This is a genomic window from Bosea sp. (in: a-proteobacteria) (assembly GCA_023910605.1).
Classification (GTDB): Bacteria; Pseudomonadota; Alphaproteobacteria; order Rhizobiales; family Beijerinckiaceae; genus Allobosea.
This window is the reverse complement of record JAAVVV010000001.1, coordinates 1,360,138-1,375,253: the sequence shown is the minus strand read 5'-3', so window position 1 is coordinate 1,375,253 and position 15,116 is coordinate 1,360,138. Positions and strand designations below refer to the sequence as shown.

The following is a 15,116-nucleotide window of genomic DNA, read 5'->3' as shown; positions in this document are numbered from 1 at the left end:
CATCCCGCGCCCGCGCACCTAAACCAGTGCCATGCCCGATTCTCTCCAGGCAGCGCGCAGCACGCTCAAGACCACCTTCGGCTATGACGACTTCCGCTCCGGCCAGCGTGAGGTGATCGAGGCCGTTCTGGCGCGCCGCGACGTGCTGGCGGTGATGCCCACAGGCTCCGGCAAGTCCATGTGCTACCAGCTGCCCGCGCTGGTCGAGGGCGGGCTGACCGTGGTCGTTTCGCCGCTGATCGCGCTGATGCGCGATCAGGTGAAGCAGATGGCCGCCGCCGGCGTGGGCGCCGTCACGCTCAACTCGCAGAACACGGACGACGACAATGCCGCCGCCTGGCGCGCGCTGCGCCATGGCGACACGCATCTGCTCTATGTATCGCCCGAGCGGCTGGCGGTTGATGGCCTTGCCGCGCGGCTGGCGGAGCTGGGCGTGTGCCGCCTCGCCATCGACGAGGCGCATTGCGTGAGCCAGTGGGGCCATGATTTCAGGCCCGAGTACCGCGATCTGCGGCGCCTGCGCCTGGCGCTGGGCTCGCCGCCCGTGCTGGCGCTGACCGCCACGGCCGACGAGAACACAAGGGGCGACATCATCGCCCAGCTCTTCGACGCCGACCCGACGATCTTCGTGCATGGCTTCGACCGGCCGAACATCTCGCTGCGGTTCGAGCCCAAGGACCAGCCGCGCCGGCAGATCGAGGCTTTCCTCGCCACGCGGAAGGGGCAGTCGGGCATCATCTATTGCTCATCGCGCAAGCGCACGGAGGCGCTGGCCGAATGGCTTGGCGGCAAGGGCTGGCGCGCGGTGAGCTACCATGCCGGCATGGAGCAGGAGAGCCGCAACCGCAACCAGGACATCTTCCAGCAGGAGGATGGCGTCATCGTCTGCGCCACGATCGCCTTCGGCATGGGCGTCAACAAGCCCGATGTGCGCTTCGTGATCCACGCCGACATGCCCGGCTCGATCGAGAGCTATTATCAGGAGATCGGACGCGCCGGGCGCGACGGGCTGCCCGCCGCCACGCTGACGCTTCATGGCATGGACGACATCGCCCTGCGCCGCCGCCAGATCGACGAAAAGGACATGGGCGAGGACAGAAAGCGAGTGGAGCACCGCAAGCTCGACGCGCTGACCGCCCTTTGCGAAGCCTCGCAGTGCCGGCGCGGCGCACTGCTGAGCTATTTCGGCGAGACAAGCGTGAACTGCCAGGGCTGCGACCTGTGCGACGCTCCGGCCAAGGCACTGTATGACGGGCTGATCGACGCGCAGAAGGCGCTCTCGGCCATGCTGCGCACCGGCCAGCGCTTCGGTGCGGCGCACATCGCGGATGTGCTGGTGGGCAAGCGCACCGACGCCATCGCCCAGCAGAAGCATGACGAGATCAAGACCTTCGGGGTCGGCAAGGACAAGGCGCCGAAAAGCTGGATGAGCATCATCCGCCAGCTCTTCGCAGCCGGCGCCGTGGCGCATCGCGACGAGTTCGGCGGGCTCGTGGTCACCGAGAAGGGCGAGGCCCTGCTCAAGGGCCAGAACAGCATCAGGCTGAGGGCCGAGACGGCGGGCGAACGGCTGGCGCGCATCAGGAGCCCGTCCGGCCCCTATGGCACCGCGCTCGACGATGCCGACGACGCCGTGTTCCAGCGCCTGCGCAAGCTGCGCGCCGCCATCTCCCGCGAGGAAGGCATCGCCGCCTACATGGTGTTCCCCGACCGCACGCTGATGGACATGGCGCGCGAGAAGCCGGCCGACATCGACGCCATGGCGCGCATCAACGGCGTCGGCTCGCGCAAGCTCAAGGCCTATGGCGACGCGTTTCTGGGGGCGCTGTGGGAGGGATGAGGCGGACGCGGATGATCGGCCTGGGCTGTGCAAATCGCCCCGCTTCGGCGAGGATGGGACACCCTATCCACACTTAATCTCTAACCATCTGATTCCAATCCGGTTTTATCGAGCTTCCGGGGGTGAAATAACGGCCTGCGACGCCTATATTCCAAACTCGAATCAATCGACTTGGATTTGAGTGACGATCATGGCCGAACCCGACCCGAAGCCGGACCCTGCGGATGACTACGGCGCGGATTCCATCAAGGTCCTCAAGGGCCTCGATGCCGTGCGCAAGCGTCCGGGAATGTACATCGGCGACACCGATGACGGATCGGGCCTTCACCACATGGTCTACGAGGTGGTGGACAACGCCATCGACGAGGCGCTGGCGGGCCACGCCAACCTCGTCACCGTCACGCTCAATGCCGATGGCTCCGTCACCGTCGCGGACAATGGCCGCGGCATTCCCACCGACATCCACACCGAGGAGGGCATTTCCGCCGCCGAGGTGATCATGACCCAGCTTCATGCGGGCGGGAAGTTCGACCAGAACTCCTACAAGGTCTCGGGCGGCCTGCACGGCGTGGGTGTCTCGGTGGTGAACGCGCTCTCGGTGTCGCTGAAGCTGCGAATCTGGCGCAGCGGCTTCGAGCATTTCATGGAGTTCGCCCATGGCAACGCCGTCGCGCCGCTTGTGGTGGTCGGCCCCGCCGGCGACAGGCGCGGCACGGAGGTGACGTTCACGCCCTCGCAGCAGACCTTCACCATGGTGGAGTTCGACTACAAGACGCTTGAGCACCGCCTGAGGGAGCTTGCCTTCCTCAATTCGGGCGTTCGCATCGTGCTCACCGATGCGCGGCATACGGAGGTGGTGCGCGAGGAACTGATGTATGAGGGCGGCGTGGAGGCGTTCGTGCGCTATCTCGACCGCGCCAAGTCGCCCATCGGGCCCGGCCCGATCATGCTGAAAGCCGACAAGGACGGCATCGGCGTCGAGATCGCCCTGGAGTGGAACGACAGCTACCACGAGAACGTGCTGTGCTTCACCAACAACATCCCGCAGCGCGACGGCGGCACGCATCTGGCCGGCTTCCGGGCCTCGCTGACGCGCCAGCTCGTGGGCTATGCGGAAAGCTCCGGCATCGCCAGGAAGGAAAAGGTCACGCTCACCGGGGAGGATTGCCGTGAAGGCCTGACGGCGGTCGTCTCGGTGAAGGTGCCCGACCCGAAATTCTCCTCGCAGACCAAGGACAAGCTGGTTTCCTCCGAGGTGCGGCCCGTGGTCGAGAATGTCTGCAACGAGACGCTCGGCGCCTGGCTCGAGGAACACCCGGCCGAAGCCAGGGCCATCATCGGCAAGGTGGTGGAAGCCGCCGCCGCGCGCGAGGCGGCCAAGAAGGCGCGCGAGCTGACCCGGCGCAAGGGCGCGCTGGACATCGCCTCACTGCCTGGAAAGCTGGCGGATTGCCAGGAGCGCGACCCGGCCAAGTCCGAGCTGTTCATCGTCGAGGGGGACTCCGCCGGCGGCTCCGCCAAGCAGGGGCGCAACCGCGAGTTCCAGGCCATCCTGCCCCTGCGCGGCAAGATCCTCAATGTCGAGCGCGCGCGCTTCGACAAGATGCTGTCCTCGGACCAGATCGGCACGCTGATCACGGCGCTCGGCGCCGGGATCGGCCGCGAGGAGTTCAACGCCGACAAGCTGCGCTACCACAAGATCATCATCATGACCGACGCGGACGTGGACGGCAGCCACATCCGCACGCTGCTGCTGACCTTCTTCTTCCGCCAGATGCCGGAGCTGATCGACCGCGGCTATCTCTACATCGCCCAGCCGCCGCTCTACAAGGCGCAGCGCGGCAAAAGCCAGACCTACCTGAAGGACGAGCGCGCCTTCGAGGACTATCTGATCGACGCCGGCATCGACGGCTCGATCTACCGCATGAAATCGGGTGAGGAGCGCGCCGGCTCGGACCTCAAGGCGCTGATCGAGGACGCACGCTCCGTGCGCGCGCTGATCAACTCGATGCATTCGCGCTATGACCGGGCCGTGGTGGAGCAGGCCGCCATCTGCGGCGCGCTGAGGCCGCTCGTCTCCGAAACGGACGAGCAGGCCAGCGCCAGGGCCACCGAGATCGCGCACCGGCTCGACGCCATCTCCGACGAGATCGAGCGCGGCTGGGAGGGCGTCGCCAAGGATGGCGGCTACACCTTCAGCCGGATGCTGCGCGGGGTGAAGACGGTGTCCGTGCTCGACCCGGCGCTGCTGGCCTCGGCGGAGGCACGCAAGATCGACGAGCGCGCCGCCTCGCTGCACGAGGCCTATGCGCAGCCCGGCATGCTCAGCCGCAAGGGCGAGGAGGTGCTGGTCGCCGGCCCGAGCACGCTGTTCAACGCCGTCATCGCCATCGGCAAGAAGGGCGTGCAGATGCAGCGCTACAAGGGCCTTGGCGAGATGAATGCCGAGCAGCTCTGGGAAACCACGCTCGACCGCAACGCCCGCACGCTGCTCCAGGTGAAGATCAAGGAAGTGGACGAGGCCGACGATCTGTTCGTCAAGCTGATGGGCGACGTGGTGGAGCCCCGCAAGGAGTTCATCCAGACCAACGCGCTGAACGCCACCGTGGACGCGTAAGGGCGCAAGTGCAACGATGCAAGGCGAGACCGACGGCCTGATCTCGCTGTTGGTCGTTGGCGTGGGTGCTCTTGCAGCCGGTGAAGCCCTGTTGGCCCGATGCGGGAAGCTGGCTGCTGGCCCTGTGGGGTAGACGGAAGCCATTGAACATTTATGCCTGGCGTCACATACGTGACGATCAGGATTTGCATGGGCTCGCCGTCTGCCACGCGCGGGTTTGCTTGGGCGGAGTTGGCGCAGCGTGGGAAGAGCATCTCCAGGTCGTTTTCAAAGCCGACTGCTTCGCCTGTTTCACAAGGTTGCGTCGCCCGCCGCTCTGATCGAGCGGTCGGTGGTGAGCATGCAGGGCAGCCTCGAAAATCTGGCAGCTGTGGGCTTCGCCCCACGGACCGTGCTGGATGTAGGAGCGCATGAAGGGCATTGGGCGAGCATGGCGTCGAAAGCGTTTCCAGACGCGGCGTTCCATCTGTTCGAGGCACAACCGACGCAGAAGCCCGCGCTGAATGCAGCACTCGCGAAGACAGGCAATGGAGGCTCGGTCAACATCGCCCTCCTCGGACCTGACAACCGTGACAACGTGGTGTTCCATGTCATGGGCACGGGCTCGTCGGTGCTGCCGGAAGTCACCCCCTTCGATCGGACGCAAGTGGCATTGCCAATGCGCAGGATGGACGACGTTGTGGCTGGGCTTGCCCTGACCGGGCCCCTGCTGATCAAGCTCGACACGCAAGGCTTTGAACTCGAAATTCTGAAGGGGGCGACGAAGACCCTCGGCCTGGCTGAAGTGGTGATCCTTGAAGTCTCGCTGCTGACTTACAACGAGGGGGCCCCCCTGTTTCATGAGGTCGTCGGGTTCATGGCCGCAGCAGGCTTCCTTGCCTATGATGTGTGCGGGATGGAGCGACGGCGGACGGACCATGTGCTGTTCCAGTGCGATATGATCTTCGTGCGTCATGACAGCGAGTTGCGTGCAAGGCGCAAATTCTTCGCCCGGGAGCCAGAGCGCGGCCCGAACAACCCGACAAGCTGATCCGCTCCACCCCTGAGCGCGCGGGAACCATCAGCCCAAGCCGACAGCCCTGCGCCGTGGCGGCTGGCCCCGGTTTGAGCCGCTCATTCAGGTGGGCGCTTGCGTCGATGAGCGTCCTGAGCATCACCAGCAGCACGAGCAGCGCAAGGCCCTGCACCGCGCAGAAGCCGAAACAGAGCACCGTGAAGAAGGGCATGCAGACCATCGCCTCGCGCCGCGCAGCCGCACGCCCTTGCGCAGCAGATTGGCCGCGCCAATCATGACATTCGCGAACCGGAACAGGAAGCGGCCGTCGGCCAGCGGCACCAGATTGACGAGGATGAGCGTCGCCACGGACATGGCCACGGGAATGCGCATGCGCCCGGAATCAGCCCTTCAAGGACAGATCGCGACGGCAATGACATCTGCCGGTCAGCCGGCCACGGGCCGCCCCTCCAGCGGATAGGCCGGATCGCTGTAGCCCGGCGTCGAGGGATGGCCAGGCGCGACGAGGCCATCGATGAAGGCCTCGTCCGCCGGGTTCCAGGCATGGGCGAAGGCGCCGAGATAGTCGCTCCACTGCTCCATGGTGCGCGGGCCGGCGATCACCGAACTCACGAACGGGTTGGCGAGCACCCACAGAAACGCGAACTGGCCTGCGCTCATGCCGCGCTTTTCAGCCCTGGCCTTGACCTTCTGGGCGAGGCGCAGCGATTCAGGCCGCCATTCGGTCTGCAGCACGCGCTTGTCGCCGCGGGCCACGCGCGTGCCCTCTGGCGCGTCTTGCCCCGGCAGGTATTTCCCGGTGAGGATGCCGCGCGCCAGCGGCGAATAGGGCACGACGCCGAGGCCATAAAATCCGCAGGCCGGCAGGTGCTCGACTTCCGGCATGCGGTTGAACGCGTTGTAATATGGCTGGCTGACCACGGGCCGGTCCAGCCCCATCCGGTCGCAGAGATTGCAGATCTCCGCCACGCGCCAGGAGCGGTGATTGGAGACGCCGAAATAGCGGATCTTGCCCGCGCGCACCAGATCGCCCAGCGCCCGAACGGTCTCATCCAGCGGGGTGCCGTGATCTTCCTTGTGGATGTAGAGGATGTCGATGTAGTCGGCGCCGAGGCGCTTCAGGCTCGCATCCGCAGCCTGCATCAGCCATTTGCGCGAGAGGCCTTTCTCGTTCGGCCCCTCGCCCATCGCGTTGGCCGCCTTGGTGGCCACAACCCAGCGGTCGCGGTCAGCCTTGATGGCGCGGCCGACAACCTCCTCGGAGCGGCCTTCATTGTAGGCGTCGGCCGTGTCGATGAAATTCACCCCCGCATCGCGCGCCGAGGCGATGATGCGCACCGAAGCCGCCTCGTCCGTCGCGCCGCCGAACATCATGGTGCCGAGCGTGATGGGCGAGACCTGAAGGCCTGAGCGGCCAAGCTTGCGCGTTTGCATGGGGGGTGTCCTTGGGGGTGTCCTTGGGGGGGGGGGCTGGCTTGGGGGTGGGCCTGGCTTGGGGGGGGCCTGGCTTGATCGCAAGGGTGTCTTGCAGCGGCTGGAATTGCAAGCCGGACGCCACCCCTGTCCGACATGCGAAAGCGGTCAGTGGTGAGAAGCTACACCACGCGTGGGGACATCACCTTGAACAGGGTCAGTTTCGCTTCGGCACGCGCGATGCCGATTGTGCAGAAAATGACCCGAACCAATCTTCTGATGCGCGAATACTTGATTTGGATCAATAGAATTGTTGCAGCCAGAGCTATCGTTCATCCCTGAAAAAGGGGACGTGACCATGAAAAACGTTACCGCTCAAAATCCGAAAGATTGCTTTCTGGCAGCATGCATCGTCGCCTCGTTGTCGATAGTCAGCGTGCCAGGAAAAGTCGAGGCACAAGAAATCTATGGAACATTAAAAAAGATAAATGATAGCAATAAGATTACAGTCGGCCACCGCGAGTCCTCCATCCCATTTTCATATTATGATGAGAAGAAGCAGCCGGTCGGCTATGCCATGGATCTATGTAATCGCGTAGTTGATGAAGTCAAAATTGTCCTAAAGAAACCGGGAATTCAAGTCGATTATCTGATGGTCACCGCGCAGACACGAATTCCGATGGTCGTAGATCAATCCATCGACATGGAATGTGGTTCCACCACGAATACGCTCAGCAGACAACAGCAAGTGGATTTTTCTGCTGTTTATTTTACAACGGGCACCCGGATGCTAGCCAGAAAGGCATTAAAGGCTAGGGAGATTGAGGACTTGCAGTCCCGGTCCATTGGCGTAGTTGGCGGGTCAACCAATGAGCGCGCCATCAAGGCGATGATCGATTCTGGCAAACTGCAGAACATCCGGTTGACCGTTCTTAAGGATTATGCAGACGGATTGGCAGCAGTTGAAACAAATAGCGTAGACGCTTTCGCAACTGACGACATCGTATTGTACGGATTGCTTTCTAAATCGCGGGTGAAGGACGAGCTGGAAGTGATAGGCCGTCTGCTTACTTACGACCCCTATGGCATAATGGTGCGTCGTGATGATTCCGCATTCCGCCTGGTCGTCAACAGAGCTCTCGCCAACGCTTTTCGATCTGGCGAGGCTGAAAAGATATACGCCAAGTGGTTTGATCCGATAGGCGTTCCGATCAGCCCATTTATGAAGGCGGCGTTCGCCCTCCAGGCATTGCCTGAATGATCTGGACACCTCCGATCGTTTCCGTCCGCGTGGTGTAGCTCGACGTTTGCCATCGTCCCGGCTGCTCGCCCTCAACAGCGCTGTAGCGGCCGGGCTGATGGCGGCGGCCATTGATCGATCTTCGGGTGATGCTCGGGCTTGCGAGAACCAGGCGAACCTGAGGACGGCCAATGACCGACCGGTTCTCGAAGCCCATGTCTGACGCCATCTCGAAGAACTCAGCGGAATCGGCCCAGAACTCCAACACACGCTTCGATGAAGGCTTCGAAGGACGCGCGGAGATCATCACCGACTGGAGCTGAGGCCTTGCGCCCGATCCAGCCCTGGCGGTTTCGGCCTGGGCGGATCGGTATCGGCGCTCGCATCCGTCAGATGCGTCAGCGCGCCGGGGCGGCTCTGGCGCCCCGGCATACGAACACAATGTTGTTCCTCCGCCAGCATATCCGCTCAACGGCGGACCTCCCGCCGTGCGTCAGTTGCCTTGTCTGCCGCTTGAAAGCACCCGGAACGGCGCCCTGCGGGGCTTTGCGTCAGGACAGGTGGTGGACCGGCCCCATGCCATAGACCGGCGTGGGGATGCCTTCCATCCGCGCCTTCAGTTGCAGCGAAAGAAACAGCGAGTAATGCCGCGATTGGTGCAGGTTACCGCCATGGAACCAGAGATTTGGCTGGTGGGTAGGCTTCCACATGTTCCGAAGCTCGCCCTCCCAGGGGCCGGGGTCCTTGGTCGTGCCGGACCCAAGTCCCCAGCATTTGCCGACCTTGTCCGCGACTTCCTTCGAGATGAGTTGCGCTGCCCAGCCATTCATTGAGCCGTATCCGGTTGCATAGACGATCAGGTCCGCCGGCAGTTCGGCGCCGTCCGCGAAGACAATCGAATGCGGCCTGATCTCTTTCACCGCCGCGCCCGGCCCGCTCTTGAGCTTGATCTTGCCGTCCGCGACCAGATCGGATGCGCCGACATCGATGTAGTAGCCCGAGCCGCGCCGGAGATACTTCATGAACAGGCCGGATCCGTCATCGCCGAAATCAAGCATGAACCCCGCCTTCTTCAGCCGCGCATACAGATCGGCATCGCGCCGTTCCATCTCTTCGTAAACCGGGATCTGGAAGCTGTGCATGATCTTGTAGGGAATCGAGGCAAAGATCAGGTCCGCCATGTTATGGTCGATGCCATTTTCGAGCGCCTTTTCCGAATAGAGTCCGCCCAGAGCAAGATCCATCAGCGTATCGGACCTGGCGATATGCGTCGATGAACGCTGGATCATCGTAACGTCCGCACCATGTTCCCAGAGATCGGCGCAGATATCGTGCGACGAATTGTTCGAACCGATGACAACGCATTTCTTGCCGCTATAGGCATCGCCACCCGGATGCCTTGACGAATGGTGCTGCTCACCCTTGAAGGTCTCGGCGCCAAGAAATTTCGGGATGTTCGGCACGGCGGACATGCCGGTGGCAAGCACGAGTTGCCTGGGCCGCAGCGTCACCTTCTGCCCGTTGCGTGTGACGTTGACCGTCCATTCGCCACTGTCTTCATCGAAGCTGGCGCCCTCGCAGGTGGTGCTGGCCCAGTAGTTCAACTCCATGATCTTTGTATACATTTCCAGCCAGTCGCCGATCTTGTCCTTCGGCGAGAAGACTGGCCAGTCATCCGGGAATGGCAGATAGGGGAGATGGTCGTACCAGACCGGATCATGCAGACAGAGCGACTTGTAGCGCTTGCGCCAGGAATCGCCGGGGCGCTCGTTCTTCTCGATGATGATGGTCGGAACGCCGAGGCGCCGCAGGCGTGCGCCAAGCGCTATGCCCCCCTGTCCGCCGCCGATGATCACGCAGTAGGGCTGCGTGGAATAGCCAAGCTCGGCGGCCTCCTGCTGCTTCTTCTCGAGCCAGTTCTTCCGATCCCTGACGACACCATGCTCGGTGCCGAGCGCCCGCGTCGGCCCTTTCTTCTCCTCGTGACCCTTGAGTTCGGTCATGGTGGTCAGCAGTGTCCAGCATTTGTCGCCCTTGAGGCGGATCTGGCCGCGCCCTCGCGCCGTTGCGGTCTCGAAGGTGAACCACGCGGAGGTGACGCCGCCGTCAACACTGGCCTCGCCCTCGATTCGCCAGTTTGACGGGCGAGTTTCCTCCAGCCTGTGGGAGAGCATGTCCCTGATGCCGGCATGGCCTTCAACCGTGCAGATGTTCCAGCTGAAGGCGACGAGATCGCGCCAATAGCTGTCGGCGTCGAACATGGCGGCAGCGGCGACGATATCCTGGCGGTCAAGCGCAGATTGGAAGCTTGAAAGCCATGCAGTGACGCTTTGCGTCGGGTTCTTCTCGGCCATCCTGAATTCCTCCTTCTTTTTTCCGGGTTTGCTGTTCTTGTGGTTCCTACGCGTCGCGGAAGCGCGTTCCTGTCACCGTTGGGCCTCTCCCCGCTGTCGGCGTGCTCCGAAGAGATCCTGCAACCCTTCCGCGGAAGCCGTGCAGACGCCCCGATCCGTGATCAGCGCGGTCACGAGCGCGGCCGGGGTCACGTCGAAGGCGAAATTCGAGACCGGGGAGCCGGGCGCTATGATCTCGACCGTAGCGATGCCGCCGCCATCAAGACGGCCGGTCATATGCGTGACCTCGCGGCCATCCCGCTCCTCGATGGGAATGTCGCGGATGCCATCCGTGATCGTCCAGTCGATCGTGGTTTCCGGCAGTGCGACATAGAAGGGAACGTCATTCGCCTTCGCCGCCAGCGCCTTCAGGTAGGTGCCGATCTTGTTGCAGACATCGCCGCGCGCGGTCGTCCGGTCGGTTCCGACAATGCAGAGATCCACCATCCCGTGCTGCATCAGATGCCCGCCGGCATTGTCGACGATGATCGTGTGCGGAACGCCGTGATGCCCAAGCTCATAGGCCGTGAGCGACGCGCCCTGGTTGCGTGGCCGCGTTTCGTCCACAAAGACATGCACGGGAATGCCGGCATCATGCGCCATGTAGATCGGGGCGGTCGCGGTGCCCCAATCCACCGTGGCCAGCCACCCGGCATTGCAATGCGTGAGGATATTGACCCTGCGGCCCGTTCTCGCATGGATCTCCGCGATCAGCGGCAGGCCCGCCTCGCCGATGCGACGGGAGATCGCGACATCCGCCTCGGCAATCGCGCCAGCATGTGCCCAGGCGGCGGCGAACCGCGCGACAGGTGGCAGCGGCGCGAGCGCCTGGCGCATCGCGTCTATTGCCCAGCGCAGGTTGACGGCGGTCGGCCGGGTCGCAAGCAGGATATGGCAGGCATGGGCAAGCCCGGCATCCGACGCGTCCTCATGCATGGCGATGGCGACGCCATAGGCCGCCGCAACACCGATCAGTGGCGCGCCGCGAACAACCATGCTGCGGATTGCATGCGCAGCATCCGCCAGTGTTGCAAGGCGCGCGATGTCGAACGCATGCGGCAGCCGCGTCTGGTCGATGACCTCGACCGACCGGCCATCCGCGTGTGGCCAGATTGTGCGATACGGCATCCCGTCGATCTTCATGGCACCATGCGCCTCATGGATCGCCCTCCGCCGCCGCAACGAGCATGCCGGCGAGTTGCGAAATCGTCCGGATGGATTGGCGCTCCAGCATCATGACACGCGCAAGGCGCAGCACCCGCGTTTCGCAGGCTGCGCGACGATCAGGATCCGTGATCGTTTCAAGATCCTCGACATGCGCGAGCCCGAGGACCCGCCGCACCATCTTCGCACCCGCGAACCCGACGCTGTCCGCGAAAATCCGCTCGATCACCGCTTTACGATGCGCATCCAATGCGCTCGCGCTTGCGGGATCGGTGAAGAGGTCGGCGGCAAAGGCATCGCCGGTCGCCGCCTCCTGCCAGAGCGCACGGAATTTGGTGTCAAACCCGGTCCAGACCGCTTCGATCACCCGGACAAGCCAGACGCGATACTCTGCGATCGCCTCCGCCGTGCCGGGATGCTCCCCCTGGGCAAGATAGTTCAGCATCAGGTTGGCGAGCACCGCGCCGATGTCGTAGCCCATCGGCCCGAAAAAGGCGAATTCCGGATCGATGACGCGCGTATCCGCCGGGGTCACCATCACGGATCCCGTATGCAGATCGCCATGCAGCAGCGCTTCCCCGTGCGACAGAAACGCCCATTTCAGCTCCTGAACCGCGATCTTGAGAGGCCCATCGGAACGGAATTCAGCAGCAATGCCATCCAGTTGCGGGCTGGTCCATCGGTTGAGCGGTGCAACGCGGTAAGGATCGGTGAAGACGAGGTCCTCGGTGATCTTGCACAGGGCCGTGTTCTGACAGAACAGCGATTGCAGCAGTTTCTTGTCATGGGCCGGCAGCGCAAGATCTGAGGTGCGGAACAGCATTTCGGCCAGGAAGGTCGAGAGATGGTCCGCCAGTTGTGGATAGATCACCCGTCGGATCAGCCCCTTGCGCAGGATAGCATGCTCCGAAAGATACTCCATGACGATAGCGGCCTGCCCGGCCTCGAAATGGTGGATCGCCGGGACCAGAAACGGGACATGCGCGGCCTGCTGCTTGAGTGCTTCATGCTCGAAATGCGAACGGTCGAGCGGCAAAGGCCAGCTTTCGCCAACAAGGCGCACATAGGGCAGCGCCTGCTTGATGACGACGCCACCCGTGCCGCTTTCCACGATGAACACGAGATTGAGATTGCCGTCCCCCACCTCGCGGATGGACCATGTCGCAGCATCGTCCCCAAGAATCGTCCGGCAGGCCGGAATATCATGGACAAGCATGCGCAACCGTCCATCATCCAGCGGCGCATAGGTCACGCCACCGACGAAACGCCCTCTCACGGGCAGGGCCTCGGCACCTGCGCCCATCAATGCGTTTCTCCGACCGCGGACGCCCTGGGTCGCGGGATATCGCCGACACCGTCAAGGTCGGGGGCCTGCCCGTACCCCATCCGCCGGATCTGCTCATGCACCTGCGCCATCTCGGCCTCGCTGAGGCGCGGCGGTTCGCCGATCGCCAGCGCGTGGACATACATCTTCGCCAGCGTCTCAACCTCGACGGCGAGCCAGAGCGCCTTTTCGAAGGTCTGCGCGGTAACGATCAGCCCGTGATGGCCGAGCAGACACGCATTCCGCCCTTCGAGCGCGCGCAGCGCGTGATCAGAAAGCGCTTGTGTGCCAAAACAGGCATAGGGCGCGCAGCGGATGTCGTTCCCGCCAGCGACGGCGACCATGTAGTGGAAACAGGGAATGGCGCGCTCATGCACAGCAAGAATGGTCGAGTAGGTTGAATGCGTGTGGAGCACGACATTCACATCCGCGCGCGCCCTCAGGATATCGCGGTGGAACCGCCATTCGGAAGATGGGCGATGATTGCCCTCGTATTCCGCTGAGAAGGCCATTGCGACAATGTCATCCGCTTCCATGCGCTCATAGGGAAGCGATGTCGGCGTAATCAGCATGCCGTCGGGGGTCCGATGCGAGAGATTGCCGGATGTTCCCTGGTTGAGACCGTTGCGGTTCATCTCCCGACAGGTATCGACAATCCCCTGTCGCAGGGCGATGTGGTTGAAACTGGTCATGATGCATGCTCCGAATGTGCGGTCCAGGATGAATAGGCGGAATGGAGCGCAGCCCGAACCCCGCCATTTCCATCCAGCGGCAGACATTCCTCGATAACGACGCTGGAGACGGGGGCTGTCCGGGAAAAGCGTTTCCAGAGGAGCGCCGCGCCAAGGGCCGTTCCGTCTCGTGAGGCGCTGGAATAGACTGGCTGATGCGCTCTGAGTGCTGCAAGCGTTCGCGCGAAGGGCAGATTCGTCGCAAAACCGCCATCGATGACGATCTGGCTGCCGCTCCTGAGCAAATCGAGGCAGCGATTGGCAGAAAAGGCGGCATAGAGCACCGCGAGGCCCTGCCATTCGGCCGGCGTTCTTGGCATCGGTCCGGTGATGCGGCCCTGGCGGGACGAGCCGGGAAACAGTCCGTGATCGCCGACAAACGATGGCAAAGCCAGCGTGCCCTGGGTGGCCAGTTGCGGGATCGCCGCCAGAACCTGCCCGTCATCGGCGTCATGATCGCGCCGGATCACGTCATATTCGCGGCCGGTCATCGTCAAGGTTGAGGGCACCGGCGCACCATCGACATCGATGTTCAGCACCATTGCCCGATCCGGGTCGAGCAGGCCCGGATCAAGCCCGCGCTTGAAGCCGATCATCCATGTGCCGGTCGAGAGGATCGAGGCCTCCGCCATGCCGGCGGCCTTGTAGCGGAAGAGATTGCCGTTTGAATCGTGCACGCCAGAGAGAATCTCGGTCGTGGGCGCGAGCCCCGTTCGCCTGGCCACGCGCTCCGACACCGTCCCCAACACCGCTCCGGCGGGCTGCGGCTCCGGCAGCAGCCTGTCCCAGCCCCGCGCGCGCATGATGGAGGACGGCCGGCCCCGCGCTGCATCCCAGATATGCCCCTGCGCGGCGAGCTGGGAAATCTCGCTCGCCTTTCGTCCGCCCAGCCGCATGGCGAAATACTGCGCCGTCGTCAGATAGGCGGTTGCGCGTGCGAATTCGGCCGGAAACGCCTGCTCCTGCCAGAGCAGCTGTTTGGCGAGCCGCATCGCCCCCGCGCCGTTCGAGCAGAACACTTCCGCATAGGGCGGGGCGCACGCCGCATAAGCCGCGTCGATCTCCGGCGGAGAGACGGCTTCGTAATCCATCATAGGGAGGACGGCGACGTCCCCCTCAACCAGCACCGCCCCGCAGCCATGCGCGGTCGCGATCAGCGCGCCAATGGCGTGTCTCTTCGTAACCTCCGCCAGCGCATCAAGGAACCAGCCTTCCAGCACCGCATGGTCATAGGCAAGGTAAGGACTTGCTGTACTTGCAGCATTCGGAACGGTGAGAGTTTCGATTGGCCAGCCGTCCTCGCTGGCAACCAGCAGCTTGAGATTGGTCTTGCCAATATCGAGAACGGCGATCCGTGAAGGTTCGACCGCGCGCGCCAT

Annotated in this window: 11 protein-coding genes; 4 read left to right on the top strand and 7 right to left on the bottom strand. The window is 63.4% G+C overall.

Annotation, left to right across the window (positions count from 1 at the left end; genetic code table 11):
- Positions 1-31: 31 nt before the first annotated feature.
- The 3 genes from recQ (at position 32) to HEQ16_06750 (ending at position 5,487) form a co-directional block, all read left to right on the top strand.
- Entirely contained in the window at positions 32-1,840 is a 1,809-nt protein-coding gene (gene recQ, locus HEQ16_06760) for a DNA helicase RecQ (protein ID MCO4053742.1), read from the top strand.
- 190 nt (positions 1,841-2,030) lie between these two features.
- Positions 2,031-4,457 (top strand): DNA topoisomerase (ATP-hydrolyzing) subunit B, encoded by a 2,427-nt coding sequence (gene gyrB / locus HEQ16_06755; protein MCO4053741.1) that lies wholly within the window; start codon positions 2,031-2,033, stop codon positions 4,455-4,457.
- A gap of 340 nt (positions 4,458-4,797) precedes the next feature.
- Positions 4,798-5,487, top strand: a complete 690-nt coding sequence (locus tag HEQ16_06750; protein MCO4053740.1) for an FkbM family methyltransferase — start codon at positions 4,798-4,800, stop codon at positions 5,485-5,487.
- Positions 5,488-5,610: 123 nt separating this feature from the next.
- Here the strand turns inward: HEQ16_06750 and HEQ16_06745 are convergent, their stop codons facing one another.
- Together HEQ16_06745 and HEQ16_06740 are read right to left on the bottom strand one after the other, a co-directional pair.
- On the bottom strand, positions 5,611-5,820 hold the full coding sequence (locus HEQ16_06745) for a hypothetical protein (GenBank protein ID MCO4053739.1): 210 nt from the start codon (positions 5,818-5,820) through the stop codon (positions 5,611-5,613).
- A gap of 78 nt (positions 5,821-5,898) precedes the next feature.
- Positions 5,899-6,906, bottom strand: a complete 1,008-nt coding sequence (locus HEQ16_06740) for an aldo/keto reductase (GenBank protein ID MCO4053738.1) — start codon at positions 6,904-6,906, stop codon at positions 5,899-5,901.
- Between the two features lie 337 nt (positions 6,907-7,243).
- Between HEQ16_06740 and HEQ16_06735 the strand changes: the two genes are divergently transcribed.
- Positions 7,244-8,146, top strand: coding sequence for an amino acid ABC transporter substrate-binding protein (locus tag HEQ16_06735; GenBank protein MCO4053737.1), 903 nt, complete (start codon positions 7,244-7,246; stop codon positions 8,144-8,146).
- A 530-nt stretch (positions 8,147-8,676) separates the two neighbouring features.
- On the opposite strand, the gene HEQ16_06730 is transcribed toward HEQ16_06735, so the two are convergent.
- The 5 genes from HEQ16_06730 to HEQ16_06710 form a co-directional block, all read right to left on the bottom strand.
- The gene (locus tag HEQ16_06730) at positions 8,677-10,479 is read right to left on the bottom strand and encodes an NAD(P)/FAD-dependent oxidoreductase (GenBank protein ID MCO4053736.1); all 1,803 of its coding nucleotides are present in this window, start codon (positions 10,477-10,479) and stop codon (positions 8,677-8,679) included.
- Between the two features lie 72 nt (positions 10,480-10,551).
- A complete protein-coding gene (gene mtnA, locus HEQ16_06725; GenBank protein ID MCO4053735.1) occupies positions 10,552-11,661 on the bottom strand; it encodes an S-methyl-5-thioribose-1-phosphate isomerase in 1,110 nt (369 codons plus the stop codon).
- 13 nt (positions 11,662-11,674) lie between these two features.
- Entirely contained in the window at positions 11,675-12,958 is a 1,284-nt protein-coding gene (mtnK, locus tag HEQ16_06720; GenBank protein ID MCO4053734.1) for an S-methyl-5-thioribose kinase, read from the bottom strand.
- A 26-nt stretch (positions 12,959-12,984) separates the two neighbouring features.
- On the bottom strand, positions 12,985-13,698 hold the full coding sequence (locus tag HEQ16_06715; protein MCO4053733.1) for a class II aldolase: 714 nt from the start codon (positions 13,696-13,698) through the stop codon (positions 12,985-12,987).
- Positions 13,695-15,116 (bottom strand): carbohydrate kinase, encoded by a 1,422-nt coding sequence (locus HEQ16_06710; protein MCO4053732.1) that lies wholly within the window; start codon positions 15,114-15,116, stop codon positions 13,695-13,697. The genes HEQ16_06715 and HEQ16_06710 overlap by 4 nt, the downstream gene beginning before the upstream one ends.